General features: G+C 66.5%; 15 protein-coding genes. 11 read left to right on the forward strand and 4 right to left on the reverse strand.

Going from position 1 to position 23351, the window contains the following annotated elements; genetic code table 11:
* Positions 1-2: 2 nt before the first annotated feature.
* Together FY258_RS00575 and FY258_RS00580 are read right to left on the reverse strand one after the other, a co-directional pair.
* Entirely contained in the window at positions 3-992 is a 990-nt protein-coding gene (locus FY258_RS00575) for an FHA domain-containing protein (RefSeq protein WP_118102391.1), read from the reverse strand.
* Positions 989-3076 carry a serine/threonine-protein kinase gene (locus FY258_RS00580; protein ID WP_182279349.1) on the reverse strand — a complete coding sequence of 696 codons (2088 nt, stop codon included), beginning with the start codon at positions 3074-3076 and terminating at the stop codon, positions 989-991. The genes FY258_RS00575 and FY258_RS00580 overlap by 4 nt, the downstream gene beginning before the upstream one ends.
* A 783-nt stretch (positions 3077-3859) precedes the next feature.
* On the opposite strand from FY258_RS00580, the gene FY258_RS00585 reads away from it, so the two are divergent.
* The 7 genes from FY258_RS00585 (at position 3860) to FY258_RS00615 (ending at position 11743) form a co-directional block, all read left to right on the forward strand.
* On the forward strand, positions 3860-4147 hold the full coding sequence (locus FY258_RS00585; protein WP_259324379.1) for a hypothetical protein: 288 nt from the start codon (positions 3860-3862) through the stop codon (positions 4145-4147).
* A gap of 12 nt (positions 4148-4159) precedes the next feature.
* Positions 4160-6649: a DNA polymerase III subunit gamma/tau gene (gene dnaX / locus FY258_RS00590; RefSeq protein ID WP_118102393.1), complete on the forward strand. Its 2490-nt coding sequence runs from the start codon at positions 4160-4162 to the stop codon at positions 6647-6649.
* Positions 6650-6885: 236 nt separating this feature from the next.
* The gene (locus FY258_RS00595; RefSeq protein ID WP_118102394.1) at positions 6886-7212 is read left to right on the forward strand and encodes a YbaB/EbfC family nucleoid-associated protein; all 327 of its coding nucleotides are present in this window, start codon (positions 6886-6888) and stop codon (positions 7210-7212) included.
* Between the two features lie 111 nt (positions 7213-7323).
* Complete coding sequence (gene recR / locus FY258_RS00600) at positions 7324-7920, forward strand: recombination mediator RecR (RefSeq protein WP_118102395.1); 597 nt, start codon at positions 7324-7326, stop codon at positions 7918-7920.
* Between the two features lie 28 nt (positions 7921-7948).
* Entirely contained in the window at positions 7949-8893 is a 945-nt protein-coding gene (locus tag FY258_RS00605; protein WP_118102396.1) for a hypothetical protein, read from the forward strand.
* A complete protein-coding gene (locus FY258_RS00610) occupies positions 8890-10791 on the forward strand; it encodes a serine/threonine protein kinase (RefSeq protein ID WP_182279350.1) in 1902 nt (633 codons plus the stop codon). The genes FY258_RS00605 and FY258_RS00610 overlap by 4 nt, the downstream gene beginning before the upstream one ends.
* Entirely contained in the window at positions 10769-11743 is a 975-nt protein-coding gene (locus FY258_RS00615; protein ID WP_220396004.1) for an FHA domain-containing protein, read from the forward strand. The genes FY258_RS00610 and FY258_RS00615 overlap by 23 nt, the downstream gene beginning before the upstream one ends.
* 37 nt (positions 11744-11780) lie before the next feature.
* Here FY258_RS00615 and FY258_RS00620 read toward each other — a convergent pair whose 3' ends face one another.
* Positions 11781-12716: a hypothetical protein gene (locus FY258_RS00620; RefSeq protein WP_118102398.1), complete on the reverse strand. Its 936-nt coding sequence runs from the start codon at positions 12714-12716 to the stop codon at positions 11781-11783.
* Between the two features lie 389 nt (positions 12717-13105).
* Here FY258_RS00620 and nifJ point away from each other — a divergent pair, with 389 nt between their 5' ends.
* Positions 13106-16651, forward strand: coding sequence for a pyruvate:ferredoxin (flavodoxin) oxidoreductase (gene nifJ, locus FY258_RS00625; protein ID WP_118102399.1), 3546 nt, complete (start codon positions 13106-13108; stop codon positions 16649-16651).
* 711 nt (positions 16652-17362) lie between these two features.
* On the forward strand, positions 17363-18325 hold the full coding sequence (arcC, locus tag FY258_RS00630) for a carbamate kinase (RefSeq protein WP_118102400.1): 963 nt from the start codon (positions 17363-17365) through the stop codon (positions 18323-18325).
* 161 nt (positions 18326-18486) lie between these two features.
* On the opposite strand, the gene FY258_RS00635 is transcribed toward arcC, so the two are convergent.
* Positions 18487-19248 (reverse strand): C39 family peptidase, encoded by a 762-nt coding sequence (locus tag FY258_RS00635; protein WP_259324381.1) that lies wholly within the window; start codon positions 19246-19248, stop codon positions 18487-18489.
* 944 nt (positions 19249-20192) lie between these two features.
* Between FY258_RS00635 and FY258_RS00640 the strand changes: the two genes are divergently transcribed.
* Positions 20193-21641 (forward strand): APC family permease, encoded by a 1449-nt coding sequence (locus tag FY258_RS00640; protein WP_118102401.1) that lies wholly within the window; start codon positions 20193-20195, stop codon positions 21639-21641.
* A 245-nt stretch (positions 21642-21886) separates the two neighbouring features.
* A complete protein-coding gene (locus FY258_RS00645) occupies positions 21887-23164 on the forward strand; it encodes a metal-dependent hydrolase family protein (protein WP_118102402.1) in 1278 nt (425 codons plus the stop codon).
* Positions 23165-23351: the final 187 nt, after the last annotated feature.

Genomic DNA, 23351 nt, shown 5'->3' on the forward strand with positions numbered 1-23351 from the left:
GGCTAACCCCTAAACTCGAAGGTGCTCAGACCGAAGGTCAGCACGTCGCCGTTGCGCAGGGGGCAACGGGTGATGCGGCGGTTGTTGACCATGGTGCCATTGGTGGAATTGAGGTCCTCGATGGACCAGTCGCTGCCGGTGAAGGTCAGCTCGGCGTGGCGGCGGCTCACGTTGGGGTCGCGCAGGACGACGTCGGCCACGGAGCGCTCGCGGCCCACGGTGGCGCGGGCGGAGGTGAGCTCATAGGTGTCGCCGGTCACGACGTCGACGAGTTGGGCGAGCGGACGGGCGGGGGCGGAGGGCTTTGCGGGCGCCATATGGGCCGCGCCCGCGGCAGCGATGCCCGCGCCGGTCGCGGCGGCGGCACCGCCCATGCCGGCGAGCTGCTCGCGCGTCATGGTCTGCGGGACGGGGATGGGCGTCGGTGCGGGCGCAAAGGGGTCGGCGACCTCGGCGGCACCGGCGACCTGCGCGGACGCGGGGCTGAATGCGGCGTCGAGCGCGGGATTCGCCACCGGCACGGCGCCGGCGGCGGGAGAGGGCACGCAGGCGGGCATGGGCGCCGGCGCGGGCGTGGCCTTGCCGGACGCGCCCTTGAGATAGGCGCGCTCCTCCTCGTAAAGACGGGCGAGGGTGGGGGCGTCGACGTTCTCGGCGAACACGGAGAACTTACCCGGCTTGAGCGACGGGTCGATCATGAAGCGGACGAGCGGGGTGCCCACGAAGCGGTAGCGCTTCTTCTCGGCCTGGGCGCGCACGAACTCGGTGACCTCGCCGGCGAGCTGGGAGTAATAGGGCGCCAGGAGCTGATCGTCATCGGCGGCGATGAGCACGGTGTAGAGGGCGGGGGCGGTGTTAACGCCGTTGATGACCAGGGTCTGGTCCTCCATCTCGCGGGCCGCCTGCTTGGCGAGCTTCTTGAAGGAGAAGGGCGCCTGCGCCGCGCCGAAGATCCCGGCGACGCGGTCTTCAAATATGTTCAGGAAGTTCACGAACGATCACCTTCCGAAAAATCTCGCTTATAACCGAGAGCAAATATGCATAGCCAAACAAGTATAGAGGATAGGCCGCCCAGGCCCAGGGCCACGGCCGCGTCGGCGGGGGCCACCGCGCTAATTTCCATAGGGTGCGCAAGATAGCGGCATGCGACAGCGCACAACGGGATGAGCAGGTAGAGGACGGTGAGCGGGTATGCGGGACGTCCCTTTTTGCGGTTCTCCCATGTCCGCGTTAGCGCCCAGGAGGTCCCAGCCGCGATGAGGGAGGCGCCTACTGCGGGGACGAGAAACGCCGGGGTTGCGAGCGTCATGAGGGCGTCGAGCGAATCCAGGGTCCCGGCCTGCAGGTGCGAGGTCACGAGGAGCTGCGCGAAGGCGGCTCCGGCACCGGAGGCGGCGGCAGCCACGCTCGGGGTGAGGAAAAAGCCTCCGATCACGGCGGATACGGGTGCGAGGATCATGGCGTCACCGGTGGCTAGGCCAAGGGCGACGTAGGTCACGAGGACGGTCGACGCGGCCGGATGCAGGCGGCCCCATACGAACCACCAGGCGGCCATGAGGCAGAATGCCAAAACGGCCAGCGGCAACACCTCGAACAGGGGTGTTGAGTTGACGATGAGCATGAGCCATCCGGCAAGGGCGAGGGCCGACCCGATTTGCGGCGCGATGCCCGCTCCCACGCCGATGCCCGCCGCGGTGATGGCGCGGACCGCTGCTTCGCCTACCTGCAGGTCGCCCAAAAGCGCCCACGATACGGCTGCGACCGCCACGCCTGTGACGGCGCCGAGCGCATATTCGCGTGCGCGGGGGAAGCGGCTGCCCAGATAGCCCTCGTCCGGGTCGAGCTCCCATACGCGCTCGCCGCGGCCGTCGGTCGGGTCGAGGGCGTCTTCGGTATCGTCGGAGGTGAGACGGGTGATGATCCGCGCAAGGCTCTTGCGGCCTTCGCGCGGATTGCCCAGGCGGGCCAGGAAGGCGTCTCCGAATTCCGCCACGCTCGGCATGCGGTCGTACGGGCTGGGGGAGAGCGCATCGAGCAAGGCCTGCTCGGCGGCTTCCGGGATATCGGGCAGCAGGTCGCTTGGGTAGAGGACTCCGCGGATGATGCGGTCGAGGGAGTCGGCGGGGGTGCCGGCGCGGAAGGGCGCCGTGGCGCAGAGGGACTCGTAGAGGACCGCGGCCAAGGCGAAGATGTCGCTGCGCTCGTCAACCTGCTCGCCGTTGAGCTGCTCGGGGGGCATATAGCCGATGGTGCCGCCTCGCGCGCCGCCAAAGCCCGCGGCGCTGGCGAGCATGGCCATGCCGAAGTCGGCCAGCTTGACGTGGCCGTTGCGGTCGATCAGGACGTTGGCGGGTTTGATGTCGAGATGGAGCACGCCGTTCTCGTGCGCGAAGGACAGGGCCTGGACCAGGGCGTCGGCGATGCAGGCCGCCTCGTCGTAGGTGAGGGAGTGGCCCTCGACCTGTTGGAGGAACTCCTCGAGCGTCATGCCGTCCACGTATTCCATGACCAGGTAGGCGTGGGCGCTGTCGTAGGTGAAGTCGATGACCTGCACGATATTGGGGTGCTGCAGCATGCTGGCCGTGCGGGCTTCGGCGAGCGCGGTGGCGGTGGTTTCGAGTGGGGTTCGTGCATCGGGCGATGCCAGGGGCATGCGCTTGATGGCCACGCGTCGCTGCAGGCGGGAGTCAAGGCAGATTTCGACGCTGCCAAAGCCGCCCGCGGCGCGCGTCTCGAGCGGACGATAGCGCTTGAGCAGGGACGACGCTGCCGAGCCGGCGGCGGGCGGCGGAGCGATGGGGGACCGGCCCCCGTGCGGGGCCTGGGATGCAAACAGGGCGGGCCCGGCTGGTTGCGCTGGGCTGGGCACGGCGGCGGGGCCGTTGGGGGATGCGGGCCGGCGCCACATGGAGCGCGATGCCAGGCGCGGGCCGCTCGCGTGATTGGAGCGCGATGCCGTGCGCGGGTCGCCCGCGTGATTGGATTGCGATGCCGTGCGCGGGTCGCTCGCGTGATTGGATTGCGAGGGTTTTTCCCGCTGTTGCGGGTCGGGTATGTTGAAGGGGAAGATCGGCATGGCCATCCTCGTGCGTTTAAAGTTCGTTTCCGGCCGAAGCCAAGTGTAGTTTCGGCCCATTTTACCACGGTGTCCGTGTGCGCCGTTTTCAGCGACCGTCGTCGGCACGCATCCGTGCGGGCCGGGATGCGGCAACGGTCGGGGCGCAGCGACGGTTCGGGGGGGGCAGTATGGGGCCGGTGTGGCCGGGGCCGGCGGCGGGTGCGGGGCCGGCGGCGGGTGCGGGGCCGGCGGCTGGCTCGGGGGGGGCTTGCGGCCGGTGCGGGATTCGGCGGAGCCAGAACGGAGCAGGAACGGAGCCAGAAAACGGCGGAGGGTCCGAATCTGCTGATGCTGGGCCCGAAAATGGTCGGGAATTGCCTCTTTGCGACAGCGTAGCAATTCCCGACCATTTATCCGGTAAGACGCCGATAAAAACGGTCGCAATCTGCCATTTTGTAGCAGCCTGGCAATTCCCGACCACAATCCAGCCCGAAAGGACTTGGGGAAGGTCGCAATCTGCTACTTTGCGATAGCGTGGCAATTCTCGACCATTTTCCAGACCGGATGCCGAGAAATCTGGTCGCAATCTGCTGCTCTGCGGCAGCCTGGCAATTTACGACCATTTTCTGCGAGTCGGTTTCGGTTTCCGTTGTCAGCGACCGTCGTCGGAGCGCATCCGTGCGGGTTGGCACCGCGGACGTGGGGCCACGCGAGACGCTATGATGGTGGGCACGATTATTCACGCGCGCGATGAAGGGTGTGCGCGATGAGGGGTGTGCGACGAAGGTGGTGAAGGGGCATATGGACGATTCCGAGCGACTTGCGAACAGCGCCGAGGGTCTCGGGTGCGATTCCGGGCGACTTGCGAACGGTGCGAGCGGCGCCGGGCGCCCCGTGGACGATTCCGAGCGGCTCGCGGCATACGATGCGTTCGCACGGGGCATTCGTGCGGAGCTCGCCGAGGTCGGCACGCGCATGGACGTTCTGCGCGCCGAGAACAAGGTCAAGACGGCGACGTATCGCCAGCTGTTCGCCACGCGCATGACCCTGAAGGACATCGACCGCCGCCTGGTCGAGCGCGGATTGTAGGAGGAATTCCCCATGGAGTCGCTCTATAGGAAGTACCGCCCGCTTACGTTCGAGAGCGTCGTGGGCCAGCAGCATATCGTCTCAACGCTGGAGCATGCGGTGGCCGAGGGCCGCCTGAGCCACGCGTACCTGTTCTGCGGCCCGCGCGGTACGGGCAAGACCACCATGGCGCGCATCCTCGCCAAGGCGCTGCTGTGCGAGAAGGCCGAGGGCGCCCGCGCGGCGGGTGCGACCGGCTGCAACCCCGACGGTACCTGCCCTGAGTGCACGGCGATCGCCGAGGGCACGCATCCGGATGTTTACGAGCTCGACGCCGCGTCTCGCACGGGTGTGGACAATGTGCGCGAGGAGATCATCAACTCAGTGAGCTTCGCCCCGGTGCGCGGTGCCTACAAGGTCTACATCATCGACGAGGTCCACATGCTCACGACGCAGGCGTTCAACGCCCTGCTCAAGACGCTCGAGGAGCCGCCGAGTCACGTCATCTTCGTCCTGTGCACCACCGATCCGCAAAAGATTCTGGAGACGATCCTGTCGCGCTGCCAGCGCTTCGACTTCCACCGCATTTCGAACGACGACATCATCGGCCGTCTGCGCTACATCTGCGAGCAAGAGGGCTTCGCCTTCGATGAGGAGGCGCTGGAGGTTGTGGCGCGCCACGCCCGCGGCGGCATGCGCGACGCCCTATCCACGTTGGAGCAGCTCTCGGTCTTCGGCGACGGCTCGGTGCGCATCGACGACGCGCGCGCCCTGCTGGGCGAGGTGGCGTCCACGGTGCTGTCCGAGTTTGCCTGCAAGATGGCGGTGCGCGACACCGTGGGCCTGTTCGGCCTCATTCGGGCTCAGGTTGACGAGGGCAATGACCTGCAGGAGCTCACGCGCGACCTGATCGCGCACATCCGTGACGTATACACGGCCGCGATCGCGGGCCCTCGCGCCGAGCTGTTCGATGGGACGCCCGAGGAGGTGGCCGCGCTCGTCGAGGAGGCTCGCCTGTTCGAGGGGGCCGACCGCCTTTCTCGCGCGTTGACCGTGCTGGATGACGCCGCGCTGGAGATGCGCAACGCAACCGATCCGCGCCTGGTGCTCGAGATCGCCTGCACGCGCCTGGCCCGCCCCGAATCCGATCTGACGCTCGAGGCGCTCGCCGAGCGCATCGCCCGCCTCGAGGCCCAGATCGCCTCCGGCGTGCCGAGTGCGCCGATGTCGGCCGAGCAGCTCGCGTCGGCAACGCGGTCGAAGGCCGCGCCCGCGCCCCAGGAGGCTCGTAAGGCCGCGCCTGCGCCGGTATCTGCGCGCGCGGTGCCCCTGGCGAGCGCTTCTACCTCCGCAAGCGCCCCGGCGCCTGCGCGCGCGGCGGCCCCGACGAGCGCCCCGGCCTCCGTGGGCGCTGCGGTTCCGGCGCAGGTGCAGGAGCCGCCCGCGCGCCCGGTCACCTCTGCTGCCCCCGCGCAGGCCCCGGAACCGGCTTCCGCCCCCGTGCGCGCCTCGGCCCCCGCTCCGTCCGCGCGCGCCCAAAAGCCCGCTGCCCCCGTAACAGTGCCGGCGGGTGCCACGCCGGCGATGAGCTCGTGCGCGGTGACGCCCGCCTCCGCCGACGACGCCGAGCTGCAGCGCCGTTGGGTCGAGACGGTGAAGAAGATCGCCGCGGTCCAGCCGTCGCGCGGCGGCTTGCTGCAAAGCTCCCGCGCTGTGAGCGACGATGGCGAGACCCTCGTGGTCGCGTTCCCCAAGGGCTCCAACTTCGCTCTCAAGATGATCAGCCGCCCGGACAGCAACGCCCTGGTGATGCCTGTTATCTGCGAGGTCTTTGGCAAGCGCTCCGTTGAGTACGTGATGGACGGCGCTCCGGTCGGTGCCCCCGCCGCGCCGGCTCAACCCGCCGCGCCGGCTCGGCCCGCCGCGACGGCTGCTTCCGCGCCCACGCGTCCCGCGACGTCGGTCCCCGCGGCTTCCACCGCCCCCCAGACCGCTCCGGTCTCGGCGACCTCGGCCGCCCCGATGGGCGCTGCGGCCTCCGCGGCGCCCCGCGCTACGACCTCTGCCCCCGCAACTCCTTCTCCGGCGCCGACGCAATCCCAGTCGGCCGTTTCCGCCCCCGCCGCCGCGACGCCGGCCCCCGCGGCGCCCGTCGCCGATCACGCTAGCGGCCCCACGGTCCTCTCGGAGCGTGACATAGAGGCCGATCGCAAGGCGTGGGAAGACGACATGCCGCCTTATGACGATGCGTTCATCGCGTCGTACGATGACGACGCCGAGGTTCCGCCGTTCGATGTCCCGGTACCTTCGCCTGCAGCTGCCCCGGCTCCGGCTCCCGCGCCCACCGAGGCGTCCAAGGCGTCGGCCCCCGCCGGCGCTCCCGTATCGGCACCGGCCTCTGCGCCCGCCGCGGCCCCTGCGTCCGCTCCGGCTCCCGATCTGGGCGAGACCGCCGCCGACGATGCTCCGGTCGACCCCAAAGAGGTGCTTCAGAACATCTGGGGCAACGTGACCTTCAAATAACATGGCGCCGGCATGTTTGGGGCAACGTGACCTTCAAATAGCATGGCGCCGGCTTGGGACGACCCTGCTCGCGCCCCCACATCCGCCTCGCGCGGCATCAGCCGTTCGCGGGGCGGAGCGCCCATAAACCCTCTTCCGTACAGGGGAGATATGCGCTTGTGTCCGCCCCACGTGGTACCATGCCCCTTGGAATGACCCGCCTGTTAAACCGCAGGCTTTACTAGTGAGGAGAACCCATGGCCGGAATCAACATGCAGCAGCTCATGAAGCAGGCCCAGCAGATGCAGAAGAAGCTCGCCGAGGCCCAGGAGTCCATGAACGAGGTCACCGTCGACGCCAGTGCCGGCGGCGGCATGGTCAAGGTCACTGTGGATGGCAACATGCAGCTCCAGTCCGTGACCATCGACCCGGACGCGCTCGACCCCGAGGACGTCGATATGCTCCAGGACATGATCGTGGCCGCTGTGAACGAGGCCTACCGCGGTGTGGCAGAGATCGCCAACAAGCGCATGAGCGCCGCCACCGGTGGCATGGGCGTCGGCATGCCCGGTATGCCGTTCTAAATCCAAGAGATTTCATCTCGACCGCTTCGTTTAGCCGGGCATGTGTAATTGGGGTACGTCCCCAATTACACATGTGTTGCCTGTCGCGCCATTTTGGGAGGGCAAACGCGCATGAGCGCCGACCGCAGTCTACAAATCCTTCTCGATGAGCTGGGCCGCCTTCCGGGCATCGGTCCCAAGAGCGCTCAGCGTATCGCCTATCACCTTCTCGAGGCCGACGCCGAGGAGGCGCGCCGCTTGGCGGACGCCATTCTCATGGTGAAGAGCGAGGTCCATTTCTGCAGTCGCTGCTTCAACTACGCGACGGGCGATGAATGCGCGATCTGCGAGGACTCCTCGCGCGATCGCGGTCGCATCTGCGTGGTGGGGGAGCCCCGCGACGTCTCGGCAATCGAGCGCACGGGCAGCTATCGCGGCCTGTACCACGTGCTCGGCGGCGTGATCAGCCCCATGGACAAGATCGGTCCCGAGCAGCTCCACGTGCGGGAGCTGCTCGCCCGCCTGGGCACGGAGGAGGTCGAGGAGGTCATCATCGCCACAAACCCCAACATCGAGGGAGAGACCACCGCAAGCTATCTGGCGCGCACCATCAAGCCGCTCGGTATCACCGTCACGCGGCTGGCGAGCGGCCTGCCCGTGGGCGGCGACCTCGAATATGCAGACGAGTTAACCCTTGGGCGTGCCATCGAGGCGCGTCGCGCGCTCTAGCGCCCCGTCCGTCGCGAGAGGAGTTGCGATGCGCATCTTCGACACATCGCGCAGGCGCCTGCGTCGCACGGCGCTGCCTCCTCGCCTGGTGGGACTCGTCACCTTTTCATTCGCCCTGCTTGGCCTAGGCGTCGTCACCTATGCCGCCTCATTGCCGTCGTTGATCCAGGTCGCGCAGCGCACCGAGGAGCGAGGCTTCGCCGATGCGTTTGTCGAGGGGCTGTTCGGGTCCGGCGCCCTTGTCGGCGGCGCTTCGCAGGGTGCGGGTTCCGATGGCGGGGCGCAGGCCGGCGAGGCGGCCGCGGATGGTTCCACTTCGTCTGAGGATGGTCACGCCGGCGGTCTCACGCTGGGCGGCGTGGCCTTCGAGCAGGTTATCTCCGGTGTTGTGGGCGGCGGAGCTTCCGGTGCGTCCTCGGCGCCCGGCGCGTCGGGCTCGACCGGTGCGGGCGCTGGCTCCAATGCACCTGGCGGCTCGCACGGCAATGCGGGCGGCACGTCGACTCCCGCTCCCGACCCCGCCCCGCCGGCGGAGGTCCCCACGGAGCCCGCGGTCACGGAGGAGCAGGAGCGGCAGTTCTACAACGCTTTGAGCGCCTCGGCCGGCCGCATCAGCGGATATGTGGGCGAGATCAATGGCATCACCGCCGCTTTCAACAACGATTGCATGGCGGACGCGGGCACGTGCGGTACCCGAGCGGCGCAGGCTGCGAGCGTGCGAGACCGTCTGGTCAACGAGTACATGCATGTGCGTGACGAGATTCTGGTCGCAAACGATTCGCGGTACAAGGCGGCGCAGGGCGATCTCATCAGGATGTATCGCTTGCTGGCAACCTATGCCGGGGTCGTTCACAGTTCATGGCAATATGCGGGCAACCCCGATACCGTCAACACGGGCATCGATGCCATCCGTCGAGCCCAGGGCGCGGAGCTCGCCGAATTCCAGCAGGTGTACGGGAGGTTCAGCCTATGAGCGCGTCAGCCGAGGATATGACCCCGCGCACCACCGAGCCGCTTGGGCCCGCGGAGGTCGGCCCGTCCCATGAGGCGCCCGCTCGCTCGGGCGCCGATCCGAACCGTTCCACACCGCCGTATCCCAGCGGTTATGTCCGCGGCGCGCGCATGGTGCGCCTCGAGGGCTTTGAGGAGCCCTTCCGTATGGCGGAGCCCGAGCGCGAGACATATCACCGCCGTTTTGGCATTCTGTTCGTGGACGACTCCTCCGCCCGCCGTGGCGGATTGGGCACTGTCGTGCGCGCGACGAACGCCCTTGGCGAGACCTGCGCGCTCAAGACCCTGAATACGCCGGTTCGCGCCGAGCACGAGGACGATGCGTCCTTTGCGGCTCGCGTCGACCTCGCGCACACGGCGTTTCGCGCTGAATACGAGAGCCATCGATCGCTTTCCGGTTTCAAGGGCTTCCCGCGCCTGTTCGGTTTCGCGCACATCGGGGATGCCCCCGCGATCGTCATGGAGTGGGTTGAGGGCGTGACGCTCAGTGTGGCTGCGCGCATGCTCTCGGTTGACGAGGCCGGTCGAGTCGCGCCGCTCGTCGCCGCCCGCATCGGCCGCGATCTGGCCGACTTGCTCACGCGTCTCGACCTGGTGGGGGACGGTTTCGTCCACCGTGACATATCTCCGTCGAACATCCTTGTGCGAACAGCGCACCTGTCGGTCACCGAGCAGGCGGCCGACGGCGCCTTCGACCTCTGCCTGATCGACTTCGGCTCCTCCGTGCACCTCGATCCCATGGGGGCTCCGGGTTACACCATGCGCTATGCGACGCTGCGGCGCGCAACGCCCGATTACGCCCCGCCCGAGATGCTCACGGGCGACCTGCCCAATCTCGTCGAGCTGCGCAAATCCGAGAAGATCGACGTCTACGCCGCAGCGAGCGTCATCTTCGAGCTGGCCTGCGGCCTGCCGCCCTTCGAGCTCGAGGGTCGAGCGGGCGAGTCGCTCTACCGCATCAAGATGGACGAGCCCCCGCGCCCGCTCGTGGCCGCGCATCACGCGGCGTTCCATTTGGGCGATGTGCTCATGTTCGAACCCGAGGTCGCGGCGGTTGCGACGGGGGTCTCGCTGGATGTGACCGATGCGCACGACGAGCTCGAGTTCAAACGCGCTCTCGATCGCGTCGATGGCCAGCTCACCGAGGTGCTCGCCCCCGCGTTCGCACCGGGACAAGAGGCGCGGCCCTCGGCGGAGGTCCTGCGTGACGCTCTCTCGGCGTTTTGCGCGCGCTATGCCCAAAATGTTCGGCGTGCTCTGCGTGGCGAGCGCTTGATTCCGTGCCGGGGCGAGGTGCGTCGTCGCGAGGGCCGGTCCCCGTACGCGGTGAACCGCCTGATCGGCGTGGTGGGCATGGCTTTGTCCGGCGCCGCACTCGTCACGATGATCTGCGTGACCGCCTTGCTGCTTGACGGGGTAACGGTCCTGTTCCGCTTGGGGTCCCTCGCGGCCCGCGGGGAGGTTCCCGCCGTGCTCGTGGGGCTCACGCTCGCCTTCCCGGCGGTCTGCGCCCTGGCGGGGCGCGCTCGGGCCGGTGGCACGCGCGCGGGCTTCGTGCGCGGGACGCTCGCCCTGGCGGCGGGCTCGGCGCTTGTGTTCGCGCTCGTCTCGCACGTCTCGTTCTTGGGCGTGATCGGAAGGTCCCCACTGTTCGCTGCGCTGTTCCTGGCGGTTGCGGCGGCGTGGTGCCCGCTTGTGCTCGAGTACGCCACCACGGCCTTGCCACGGCCCTTCGGCGCGCCCGTCGCCGGCTTGCCGCATATGGCGGCGCAACGTTCGATTATGGGGGAGGGGTCCGATGCCCACGCCTCCCTGCCCGAGGATACGGAGGTCCCAGATGCCGCTGAAGCGCGCGAATGAGCAGACGCCCTGCGGGGCCCTGTTCGACATACTCAAGCGATTTGGGGGGATCAGCCATAAGGAGCTGGCCTCGATGATCTTGTCCGAACGACCGCTTGCCGATGGGCGCAGCCCGCAGAGCCGTTCGTCCGATCGAAGCTGGGTGTCGCGCTTTGTGGTGCACGCCCCGGCCGATGCGTCTCAGGAGCGGCTGTTCCGCGATTACGGTGTTGCGGCGCAGCGCGTGATGAACCGCCTGCGCACCAGCCGTTCGGGCTCGCGCACCTGCGCGGAGATTCTCGACATGGTGTGCGGCGAGGCGGGCGAACCCATGGTGCGTGCGCTGGAGGCGAGCCATGATGACGTGCGCCTCTACCGCAACGCCTTGGCCCGCGTGCGCGATGGCGAGGGTTACACGGTGGGGGAGCGCGCCGAGGCTGCCTTGGTCCTGCTCGTGGCGGCGGGGTGCTCGGCCAACGTTGGCCGAGCGGTCGATTACACCACAGAGTACATCCGCTGCCTGATGGGCGGCAGGCTCGGCACGCCCACATCCTGCCCGGTCTCTCTCGATCCCAAGAAGACGCAGGTCGATCTTGTGCTGCCGCGCGTGCTCGGGTTTGTGCGCATCGTGGATGGGGTCATCGCCAGCGAACCGTATTGGGTCTCGTCCGGTTCGGCCGGGGCCGAGATCGGCGCATTGGCCACGGGTGCGGAGGATATCACCGACGTGGCCGGAGACGTTTCGGCCCATCATGCGCGCGTGTGGTACGAGGCCGCCGATGCCGGTTTGGGACGCTGGATGCTGAGCGATCTTGGCTCCAGCAACGGGACCGTGGTGGTCGACGGCGACGGCTCGGCCCTGGTGCGCATCGCAAAAGACGAAGCCGTGGAGATACATCCCGGCGATGAGGTCCGTTTGGGTTCGCGTACGACGTTCGTCCTAGTGGAGGGTGCGGCCGAGATGGCGCGCTAGCGGCACATCGCCGGCTGGCCCGCCGAAGGGCCCGACCCTACTCCTCTCTGCCGAGAAAGCGCTGCAGCTCCGCCTCGGATGCCTCCATGCGCTTGTCGAGTGCGCCGGCGGCGGAGGCGAGCTCATCGAGCTGCTCTCGGCATGCGTCGATGCGCGCTTTTTGCAGCACCGCTGCCTGGGCGATCTGCTCGAGCTCGTCTCCCTCGAAGAAATCGACGGTCGCAGCCTGCTGCTCGAGCACCTCGAGCTCGATGCGATGACGGGCCATCTCATGTTCGAGGTGGCCGGAATAGTCGAGCGCTCCCTGGGAGAGCTCGACGAGCCACCTACGGTAATTGAGCTGGTCGACTGGATCCGGCTCGTCGGCAGGGCCCTCTCCGCGCATGTGGTTCTCGACAGCGGCAATACCCCAGGCGTTGGGCAACTCGTCGAAATCTTCCTGCGTGGGCACCTGTTCGCCAATCTCTTGCACGATGCGTTCCGGCAGGTCCCTGAGCAGGCAGAACAGCTCTGCACGGGCCTTGTCCATCTCGAGCTCCGCGGAGTACAGGTCGAAAAACGCCGCCTGCAGGTCCGTCTGGGTCACGGCGCTCTTGAGGTAGGCGATGCGGCGACGCAGCTCGCGGTAGGTGGTGGATCTGGGGCAGCGGCATTGCTCGGCGTGGGGCTCGGTGCACGGGGGTTCGAGGGCTGCGGCCTCCTCGGCCACGCGGTCGCATACGGCGCTGACCTCGCATCCGGGCTCTGCGCCCTCGGCGTCCAGCTGGAGGCTGGCGATCTGGCGCGCCCGATCCTCCCGCTTGAGATCGCACAGGCGCTCGCGCAGGTTGGAGATGCGCTCCGTCTCATCCCAGCACTCCCGATGCCTGCGTTCGGCGCGGGCGAGAGCCTCCCTGCGGGCGTGCACCGCCGCGCGCGCTTCGGCGGCGGTCATGCCGGCCTGGGCCGCCGGCGTTGCATTCGAGTTTCCCATGGCTCCTCCTGTCCATAGAATCCGATGTCTCTACCGTATGCGCCCGTGCGGACAAAATGTTGAGCAACAATTTTGATAGGGGGCCTGGCTTGGGGAGGCCCCGTTCGCAAGCGTCGCCAGGCGTTGTTCAAGCTGCTCGATGACCTGCGAATTTATCTGGGTAAAACGTTTGCCGATGAACCCCGATTGTCGGCATTCGCGTCGCCGAGCGGGGTACAATGAGGACGCGTGCGTAGTTCCGCGTCGATTCGTCATGCCGCGCGCACCACCTATGGGAAGGACCGCCTCCGGGTCGCGCTTGGCGCCCCGCGCGGGGCCGTTCTCATATATAACCCGGGGTCCGCCTGGCCCCGGCGCCTTATATACCTAGTTCGAGAGGAGAGGGGTATATGGCAGATCGCAAGTTCAAATCTATGGACGGCAACGAGGCCGCCGCGTACGTTTCGTACGCGTACACCGAGGTGGCGGGAATCTATCCCATCACGCCGTCCAGCCCCATGGCCGACCATGTCGACCAGTGGGCCGCTCAGGGCAAGAAGAACATCTTCGGCACGCCCGTGAACGTGGTCGAGATGGAGTCCGAGGCCGGCGCCGCCGGCGCCGTGCATGGCTCCCTGGGCGCTGGTGCCCTCACCACCACCTACACGGCATCGCAGGGTCTTCTGCTCATGATCCCGAACATGTACAAGATCGCGGGCGAGGGCCTGCCGAGCGTCTTCCACGTCTCGGCCCGTACCGTCGCCACCCACGCGCTCAACATCTTCGGCGATCACTCCGACGTCATGGCCTGCCGCCAGACCGGTTTCGCCATGCTCGCCGAGGGCAACGTCCAGGAGGTCATGGACCTTTCGCCCGTCGCCCACCTCGCCGCGCTCACCGGCAAGACGCCGTTCGTCAATTTCTTCGACGGCTTCCGCACCTCGCACGAGATCCAGAAGGTCGCCGTGTGGGATTACGAGGACCTCAAGGACATGTGCGACATGGACGCCGTCCAGGCGTTCCGCGACCACGCGCTCAACCCCGAGCATCCCGCGGCCCGCGGCAGCCATGAAAACGGCGACATCTTCTTCCAGCACCGCGAGGCCTGCAACGGCACGTACAACGCGCTGCCCGCCATCGTTCAGTCCTATATGGACAAGGTGAACGCCAAGCTCGGCACCAGCTATCATCTGTTCGACTACTACGGCGCCGATGACGCGGACCGCGTGGTCGTGTGCATGGGCTCCTTCTGCGATACGCTCGAGGAGGTCATCGACTACCTGAACGCCCATGGTGAGAAGGTCGGCCTGGTCAAGGTCCGCCTGTACCGTCCGTGGTCCGTCGAGGACTTCGTGGCCGCGCTGCCCGCGACCGTCAAGAAGGTCGCCGTGCTCGACCGCACCAAGGAGCCCGGCTCCATCGGCGAGCCGCTGTACCAGGACGTCGTCTCCGCCCTGTACGAGGCCGGTCGCTCCGACCTCGTGGTGACCGGCGGCCGTTACGGCCTCGGCTCCAAGGACGAGCCCCCGGCGGCTGCCTTCGCGGTTTTCGAGGAACTCAAGTCCGACGCGCCCAAGCGCGAGTTCACCATCGGCATCGAGGACGACCTCACCGGCCTGTCCCTGCCCATGGATCCGGACGCCCCCAACACGGCGGCCGAGGGCACCATCGAGTGCAAGTTCTGGGGCCTCGGCGGCGACGGCACCGTTGGCGCCAACAAGAACTCGATCAAGATCATCGGCGATCACACGGACAAGTACGTCCAGGCCTACTTCCAGTACGACTCCAAGAAGACCGGCGGCGTGACCACCTCGCACCTGCGCTTCGGTGACTCCCCGATTCGCTCGCCGTACTACGTGAACAAGGCCGACTTCGTGGCCTGCCACAACCCGAGCTACATCATCAAGGGCTTCAAGATGGTCCGCGACGTCAAGCCCGGCGGCACGTTCCTGGTCAACTGCCAGTGGACGCCCGAGGAGTTTGCCTCCCACATGCCGGCCAACGCCAAGCGCTACATCGCCCAGAACAACATCAACGTCTACCTGATCGACGCCATCGACCTGGCCGCCAAGGTGGGCATGGGCAAGCGCACCAACACGGTGCTGCAGTCCGCGTTCTTCGCCCTGGCCGGCGTGCTGCCGCAGGAGGACGCGATCCGCTACATGAAGGAAGCGGCCACCAAGTCCTATGCCAAGAAGGGCGAGGCCATCGTCGAGGCCAACCACAAGGCCATCGATGCCGGCGCCACTGCCTTTGTGAAGTTCGACGTCCCGGCCGACTGGGCCGACGCCACCGACGCCGCTCCCGCCTCCGTCCTCTCCGACGAGGAGAAGAGCGCCATCGCCAAGCAGGTCAAGGAGCTCATGGAGCCCATCGCCCGCATGGACGGCGACTCCCTGCCCGTCTCCGCGTTCAAGGATTGCGCCGACGGTCAGTTCGAGCTGGGCGCCTCCCAGTTCGAAAAGCGCGGCGTGGCCGTCATGGTCCCGCACTGGGATGAGACCAAGTGCATCCAGTGCAACCAGTGCGCCTACGTCTGCCCGCATGCCACCATCCGTCCCTTCGCGCTCAACGAGGCCGAGGTCGCCGAGGCGCCCGAGACCATGCGCATGCTGGATGTGAAGATCCCCAAGGACACCGGCTACAAGTTCGCCATCGCCGTCAGCCCGCTCGACTGCATGGGCTGCACCAACTGCGCCAAGGTCTGCCCCAAGGACGCGCTCACCATGGTTCCCGCCGAGGGCGAGCTCGTGGAGCAGAAGACCTTCGATTACTGCGTGGCCAACGTCGCCGAGAAGCCCGAGCTCATCGGCAACAACGTCAAGTCCAGCCAGTTCAAGCAGCCTCTGCTTGAGTTCTCCGGCTCCTGCGCCGGCTGCGCCGAGACGGCCTACGCTCGCCTGGTGACCCAGGTTTGCGGCGACCGCATGTTCATCTCCAACGCCACCGGCTGCTCCTCCATTTGGGGCAACCCGGCCGCGACCTCCCCGTTCTGCACCGACAAGAACGGCCATGGCCCGGCGTGGAACAACTCCCTGTTCGAGGACAACGCCGAGCACGGTCTCGGTCTCGAGCTCGGTTACAAGGCCGTTCAGGGCAAGCTCGTCGCCCAGACCGAGGAGCTCATGGCTTCCGACTGCGCGACCGACGAGCTGAGGGCCGCCGCTCAGGCTTGGATCGACTCCCGCGACGACGCCGAGGCTTCCAAGACCGCGGCTGCCGCCTACATCGAGCAGCTCGAGGCTTGCGGTTGCGATAAGGCCAAGGCGATCCTGGCCGACAAGGCGTACCTCACCAAGAAGTCCTTCTGGATCTTCGGCGGCGACGGTTGGGCCTACGATATCGGCTTCGGCGGTCTGGACCACGTCCTGGCCTCCGGCAACAACGTCAACGTCTTCGTGTTCGACACCGAGGTGTACTCCAACACCGGCGGCCAGGCCTCCAAGGCCTCTAACCTGGGCCAGGTTGCCCAGTTCGCCGCCGCGGGCAAGAACATCAAGAAGAAGAGCCTCGCCGAGATCGCGATGAGCTACGGCTACGTGTACGTGGCACAGGTCGCCATGGGCGCCAACCCGGCTCAGACCCTCAAGGCAATCCACGAGGCCGAGGCCTACGACGGTCCGTCCATCATCATCGGCTACAGCCCCTGCGAGATGCACTCCATCAAGAAGGGCGGTATGCAGAACTGCCAGGCCGAGATGAAGAAGGCCGTGGACTGCGGTTACTGGAACCTGTTCCGCTACAACCCGGCTGCCCCCGAGGGCAAGAAGTTCGCCCTCGACTCCAAGGAGCCGGCCGGCGGTTACCAGGAGTTCCTCATGAACGAGGCCCGCTACGCGAGCCTGACCGCCGCGTTCCCCGAGCGCGCCGAGGAGCTCTTCGCCGCCAACGAGGCTGCCGCCATGGATCGCTACAAGCACCTCGTCAAGCTCAAGACCCTCTATAACGAGGAGTAGTCTTCGAGAGCTGCGCTTTGTAGCACAGAGCGATTTGTGCGCCCCCGTCGAGATGTTCGGCGGGGGCGCTTTTGTTTTGAGTAGAGATGCGGCCGTCGCCGTTGAGCCGGGGCCCGAGGTGCAGCCGCCGCCGTTGAGCCAGGGCCCGAGGTGCGGCCGCCGCCGTTGAGCCAGGGCCCGAGGTGCGGCCGCCGCCGTTGCGCCGGGGCCCGAGGTGTAACCAAAGTCACGTTTTTGATGCGCCAAACGTGACTTACGTTGCATCTCGAGGGGCCGGGCCTGCCCCGGCCCAGCTCCGCCCCCGGCCCCGCGCTCAGCCCAGAGCCCGCCCCTGCCCCCGGCCCCGCGCTCGCCCTCGTCCCCGGCCCTACGTTCGCGCTCGGCCTCGCGACTGCTGCGGGGCCTGTCAGATCGGACGTCACTCCATTGCAATAACAGGTACGCATATTCGCGCAGAATCTTGTATAGAGATGAATAGACAAGCCAAATCGGCAGGATAGGTATACAGATTTAAGGCGTGCAAAACCGTTTGAGCAATGTGGTCAAACTATGCCTATATCCTTGGGATATAACGTTTATCGCCAATTATCGTCCGTTCACCAAGACAGTCGAAATCATTGTTAATCGATTGTGCTTGGGAGGGTATATTGCATAAAGTACGTCAGCTGGTGAATATTTGTTACCAGCAAAACGAGAAGAAAAGAGGCAGTTATGTCCAAGCCCCTTGGCAAGCCCGATCGCATCGTCGTCGCCCTCGGCGGCAACGCCCTCGGCAACACCCCTGAAGAGCAGATCGAGAAGGTCGGCCACGCCGCCCACGCGCTGCTCGGCCTCATCGAGCAGGGCAATGAGATCATCATCACCCACGGTAACGGCCCGCAGGTCGGCATGATTCAGAACGCCTTCGCCGCTGCTCACGACGCCATCGGCACCCCCTCCATGGACCTTCCCGAGTGCGGCGCCATGTCCCAGGGCTACATCGGCTATCACCTGCAGCAGGGCATCGGCCGCGAGATGCACAAGCGCTATAAGCGTTGGCACGCCGCCTCCGTCGTCACCCAGATCGAGGTCGACCCGGACGATCCCGCCTTCGCCAACCCCACCAAGCCCATCGGCCCCTTCTACACCGAGGAGCAGGCCAAGGAGATCATGGCCGAGAACCCCGAGATGACCTTCGTCGAGGACTCTGGCCGTGGCTGGCGTCGCGTCGTGGCTTCCCCGGAACCCAAGAAGATCGTCGAGGCCGACTCCATCCTCAACCTCCTCGATAACGAGTTCATCGTCATCGCTTGCGGTGGCGGCGGCATCCCCGTCGTCCGCGACTACGAGAACAAGGGCTGCTACAAGGGCGTCGCCGCCGTCATCGACAAGGACATGGGTGGCGAGCTCCTCGCTGAGGACTGCTCCGCCGACGTCCTGTTCCTCCTGACCGCCGTCGAGCACGTCGCCATCAACTTCGGTAAGCCCGATCAGCAGGAGCTCGAGGAGCTCACCGCCGACGAGGCCGAGAAGCTCGCTGACGAGGGCCAGTTCGGCAAGGGTTCCATGGAGCCCAAGGTCCGCGCCGCCATCAAGTTCGCTCGCTCCCGCAAGGGCCGCACCTGCATCATCGGCGCCCTGGACAAGGCTGCCGAGACCATGGCCGGCCTCTCCGGTACCCGCATCGTCGGTTAGTGCCCCCTATGTCGTCAGGCGCCCGGCTGCCGCTTCGAGCCGGCCGGGCGTCCGATGATTTCCGTCGCCGCGTGTGGCTGCTGCATCGCGCGTGACGCTTACAGAGCCTCCCCCTCCCAGACGCCCCGGCTTACTGCCCCGGGGCGTCTATTTGTATGGCCTTAGAGCGAGAAGGCCCAGAGCGCTTCGATTTGCGGGAGAACCTGGCTGATCGGCCAGCGTCTTGCGCTGTTGTAGGGGCTGTTGGGGTCATGGATTTCGACCATGCCGCGGCTGTCCATGCCCTTGATGACAAGGAAATGCCCGACTGTGGTGAAGTCGCCGGGCGTGAGGCAGCAGATGATCGGCATGCCGGCATCCAACGCGGATGCGATGCTCGCGCGCGAAGGGGCCACGGGGGTCGATCTCAATCCGATGGCGGCGGCACCGTCGGTCATGAAGCGCCATTCGGTCGCACCGGTGGGGGCGAAGTTGTGCTCCTCGGCAAACGAGGCCATGGCGACTGGATCGAGATCGGTCTTGCCCGTCAGGTATGTGTAGACCATGGAAAGGCTCGTGGGGCCGCAGCCGGCGATGCGGATGTTGCTTCCGGCGTAAGGCTTGTTCGCCCAGAGCGGGTCGGTTTGATAGAGATGCGGCATTGTGCCCGCCGTCCATTGCGAGCGCGGCGTGGAGACGGGGATGGCGGTGGGCCCGAGCTTGAACGGGTTGACCGTCTGCTTGGCGAGGCGCTCCTTTTCCTTCTTCGCCTCGATGCGCGCGGCTTCCTCCGCTTTGTCTCGTTGGATTTTGGCGTTGATGCCAAGGCCTCCCGCACCAATCACCGCGATAACCAAGAGCACGGCGATTCCGCGCGGGCTGAACAGCACGGATCGCCACGTGGGACGCGAGAAGATGCGGCCGGTATTGCGGCCCCCACGCAAAGGCCCGCCTACGTATCCCGCGCGCGGACCCCGGCCTCCGCTTGAGCGGTGACGTGAGGGCGTGTGGGCGTAGCTTCCGTTGAGGGTTCGGCGTTGACCGGCGTCGCGAGATGGTTGGTTTTGCGCGCGGCCACCGGAAGAGGGCCTACCCGTTGCGCGCGCCTGTGGGTCGGGATACGCCCGTCCGACGCGGGAATCGCGGGCGTAGGGGTCCCGGCGCATGGGGCGCGGGTCCCGATCGCCTTGTGGGCGCGGGGCGTGGGGGCTCTGCGAGCGCGGCGTGCGGGGGCCGCGATACACAGGGGCGTTGGCCGCTGCCCGCGCGGGAGGACGGAACTCGGGATGCGGGGCGCCGCCGCTGCTCGAGCGAACTCCGTTGCCGTTCATCGGGCGCGATCCCACGCCGCGCGTCCGCTCGTTGACGCCGAGCGGCAGGGGAGCGCGGTCGCGCGTGGGCCCGTTATTCGCGGAGGATGCAAGGCGCACGGAGCGACGGGGGTCGTCCCCGCGGTATCGGTCGTCCATCGGTGCCTCCCGGATCGAGACGGCTCAAACGCCATCGAAAACAAACGAAGTACATTCTACCAGCCCAAATATAAACAGCTGGGCAGCCGTGCGTCCGGGTGCGATCGGGCCGGGGCGCTGCGAAGGGCCGCTCGCCTTATAACCTACTTTGGTGGTGGCGAACCCCACTTCCGCGACTGGTCGATTTGAGCGGTGAACGGAAAATCGGGCGCGGCCGCTCTTTCGCGCAACGACCGTTAGTCGGAGAACGGCGCCCGTTCGTCTGCGATGACATTCCGAACGTCGACTGACCGCAAACCTTCACATCGGTTGGCAATATTCTTCAGGACGTGGAAAAGGCGCCCGCCAAACCGGCGAGCGCGAGGGGGCGGGTCGACGAGTGGAAACGTCGGCCCCAAACAAAAGAAAGGAGGCGTGCTATGGCGGAAACCAACGCTTCTGCTGCCGATCAGGGCGGCATGAAGAAGACGCTGTCGCTGTGGAACTTCTTCACCATCGGCTTCGGCGCCATCATCGGTACCGGTTGGGTCCTGCAGGTCGGCGACTGGATGGTCGTTGGCGGCGGTCCTGTCCCCGCTATGATCGCATTCCTCTTGGGCGCCATCGCCTTGGTGCCCATCGGAGCGGTGTTTGGCGAGCTTACGGCCGCCATCCCGGTTTCCGGCGGTATCGTGGAGTACGTCGACCGCACCTTCGGTCACACGGTGTCCTACATCACCGGCTGGCTCCTGGCTCTGGGCAACGGCATTCTGTGCCCGTGGGAGGCAATCGCCATCTCCACGCTGGTCTCGGACATGTTCGGCAGCCTGCCTGGTCTTGAGTGGCTCCGCGCCGTCAAGCTCTACACCATCCTCGGTGCAGACGTCTACCTGTTCCCGACGCTGATCGCGCTTGCCTTCGCCGGCTACGTGGTCTTCCTGAACTTCCGCGGCGCCAGCTCCGCTGCCAAGCTGCAGGCCTTCCTCACCAAGGCCCTGCTCTGCGGCATGCTGCTCGCCATGGGCGTCTCCATCATAACCGGCTCCCCCAACAACGCCATGCCTGTGTTCTCCCAGGTCGCCGGCGCTGGCGGCGGTGTCGCCGAGACCGAGTCCACCAACCTGCTCGCAGGTATCGTCTCGGTCCTGGTGCTGACCCCGTTCTTCTATGCGGGCTTCGACACCATCCCGCAGCAGGCCGAGGAGGCCGCTGAGGGTCTGAACTGGAACAAGTTCGGCAAGATCATCACCCTGGCCCTCCTGGCCGCCGGTGGCTTCTACATGGTCTGCATCTACTCCTTCGGCACCATCCTCCCCTGGAACGAGTTCGTGGCTCAGCCCGTCCCCGCTCTGGCCTGCCTGAAGAACATCAACATGATCCTGTACGTGGCCATGCTCGTCATCGCCACCCTCGGGCCCATGGGTCCCATGAACTCCTTCTACGGCGCTACCTCCCGCATCATGCTCGCCATGGGCCGCAAGGGTCAGCTCCCCGAGAAGTTCGCCGAGGTTGATGAGAAGTCCGGCGCCCCCAAGCTCGCTTGCGTGGTCCTCGGTGTCATCACCGTCATCGGTCCGTTCCTGGGCAAGAACATGCTCATCCCGCTGACCAACGTGTCCGCCCTGGCGTTCATCTTCTCCTGCACCATGGTCGCCCTTGCGTGCCTGAAGATGCGCTACACCGAGCCCGACCTGCCTCGTCCCTACAAGGTCCCTGGCGGCAAGTTCGGCATCTTCCTGGCCATCCTGGCCGGCGCCGTGATCATCGGCCTGCTCGTCCTGCCCTTCAGCCCGGCCTCCCTCAACATGGTTGAGTGGTCCATCGTGCTCGGCTGGCTGGTCGTTGGCCTGATCCTCATGTTCGCCACCAAGGCTCGCGCCAAGAAGTAGCGAAACCCCTTCGTCGGCGGGCGCACGACACGACGCGCCCGCCGCATTCCGGGGGGTCCACACCGATCCCCAGGGGAGAGCGCCCCGGCGCCGACCCCACCATGGAACAAGGTGCACCGAGCTCCGCGTTCCATCGCGGCATACCCGCCGCGTCTCTCCTCTCTTGCGGCATGCCCGGCCGCGCACGTACCCCGCGTGGCCGGGTGCCACTAGCCAATCCAAAAGTTCCAATAAGGAGGAACAACATGGGTAAGAAGTATGCAATCGTCGGAGGCAAGCTCATCGACGGCACCGGCGCCGAGCCGGTCGAGAACTCCCTGGTTCTCGTCGACGAGAACGGCAAGATCGAGTACGCCGGCGCCCACCAGGACACCCCTGAGGGCTACGAGGTCATCGACGCTGCCGGTAAGACCGTCATGCCCGGCCTCATCGACACTCACCTGCACTTCTCCGGCAACCTCACCGACGATGACACCGACTGGGTCATGCAGCCGCTTCTCGAGAAGCAGGCCGTCGCCGTCAAGCAGGCCTACGACTGCCTCACCCACGGTCTGACCACCGTGTGCGAGATCGGCCGCTTCGGCATCCAGGTCCGCGACTGCATCGAGAAAGGCGTCTTCAAGGGTCCTCGAGTCCTCGCCACCGGCCTCGGCTTCTGCCGCACCGCCGGCCACGGTGACTCCCACCACTGCAGCCAGCTCGAGAACAAAGAGTCCCATCCTTGGGGCGACCAGGTCGACGGTCCGTGGGATCTGCGCAAGGCCGTTCGTCGTCGCCTGCGTGAGAACCCCGACGCCATCAAGATCTGGGCTACCGGCGGTGGCATCTGGCGCTGGGACTCCGGCCGCGACCAGCACTACTGCTCCGAGGAGATCAAGGCCGTCATCGACGAGGCCAAGATGGTCGGCATCCCGGTGTGGAGTCACTGCTACAACAACCACGCCGCTGCCTACGATTCCGTCCGCTTTGGCTGCGAGCAGCTGATTCACGGCTTCGACATCGACGAGCGCACCATGGACCTCATGGCCGAGCAGGGCACCTTCTTCACCCCGACGATCGCCTTCCTGCCCACCTGGTACTCCACCTATCCGCCGGTCTACGTGCCCGAGCTGCATGACAAGTACGAGGGCACCCTCGTCGAGAAGGAGCTCCAGCGCAACTACGACTGCCTGCGCGAGGCCAAGAAGCGCGGCGTCGTGATGACCATCGGTTCCGACTCCTTCTCCTTCGTCACTCCTTACGGCACTTGCTCCATCGAGGAGATGTACGAGTTCGTGGACAAGATCGGCTTCACCCCGGTCGAGACCATCACCTGCGCCACCTTGAACGGTGCCAAGATGTGCCACATCGAGGACGAGACCGGTTCCCTCGAGGCCGGCAAGTGCGCCGACCTGCTGGTCGTCAACGGCGATGTCGCCGCTGACATCCACACCCTCAACGTTGACAACATGGACGTCATCATGAAGGACGGCTGGATTGTCGACGCCGGCACCTTCGGTGAGGGCAACAAGTACTCCGAGTAACTGAGTTACTCCCATAGGGCTCCCTGGCTCTGCCTCCAGGCGTAGCGGCTTCGCATCAGACAGAGAAGCGGCGTCGTGGAGGGGCCGGGGAGTCCCCACGTTTACCCGGGGCGGGGCAGGGCGCCGCTCCAGGGGGACGACACGAGCGCCCATCCCGCTATTCGGGGTGGGCGCTTTTTTCGGCCGA

Source organism: Collinsella intestinalis, assembly GCF_902364775.2.
GTDB lineage: Bacteria > Actinomycetota > Coriobacteriia > Coriobacteriales > Coriobacteriaceae > Collinsella.

Coding starts and splice junctions, on each gene's coding strand:
- FY258_RS00580 (WP_182279349.1), bottom strand. CDS start 3,076: ATGCCGATCTTCCCCTTCAACATACCCGACCCGCAACAGCGGGAAAAA.
- FY258_RS00585 (WP_259324379.1), top strand. CDS start 3,860: ATGGACGATTCCGAGCGACTTGCGAACAGCGCCGAGGGTCTCGGGTGC.
- dnaX (WP_118102393.1), top strand. CDS start 4,160: ATGGAGTCGCTCTATAGGAAGTACCGCCCGCTTACGTTCGAGAGCGTC.
- FY258_RS00595 (WP_118102394.1), top strand. CDS start 6,886: ATGGCCGGAATCAACATGCAGCAGCTCATGAAGCAGGCCCAGCAGATG.
- recR (WP_118102395.1), top strand. CDS start 7,324: ATGAGCGCCGACCGCAGTCTACAAATCCTTCTCGATGAGCTGGGCCGC.
- FY258_RS00605 (WP_118102396.1), top strand. CDS start 7,949: ATGCGCATCTTCGACACATCGCGCAGGCGCCTGCGTCGCACGGCGCTG.
- FY258_RS00610 (WP_182279350.1), top strand. CDS start 8,890: ATGAGCGCGTCAGCCGAGGATATGACCCCGCGCACCACCGAGCCGCTT.
- FY258_RS00615 (WP_220396004.1), top strand. CDS start 10,769: ATGCCGCTGAAGCGCGCGAATGAGCAGACGCCCTGCGGGGCCCTGTTC.
- FY258_RS00620 (WP_118102398.1), bottom strand. CDS start 12,716: ATGGGAAACTCGAATGCAACGCCGGCGGCCCAGGCCGGCATGACCGCC.
- nifJ (WP_118102399.1), top strand. CDS start 13,106: ATGGCAGATCGCAAGTTCAAATCTATGGACGGCAACGAGGCCGCCGCG.
- arcC (WP_118102400.1), top strand. CDS start 17,363: ATGTCCAAGCCCCTTGGCAAGCCCGATCGCATCGTCGTCGCCCTCGGC.
- FY258_RS00640 (WP_118102401.1), top strand. CDS start 20,193: ATGGCGGAAACCAACGCTTCTGCTGCCGATCAGGGCGGCATGAAGAAG.
- FY258_RS00645 (WP_118102402.1), top strand. CDS start 21,887: ATGGGTAAGAAGTATGCAATCGTCGGAGGCAAGCTCATCGACGGCACC.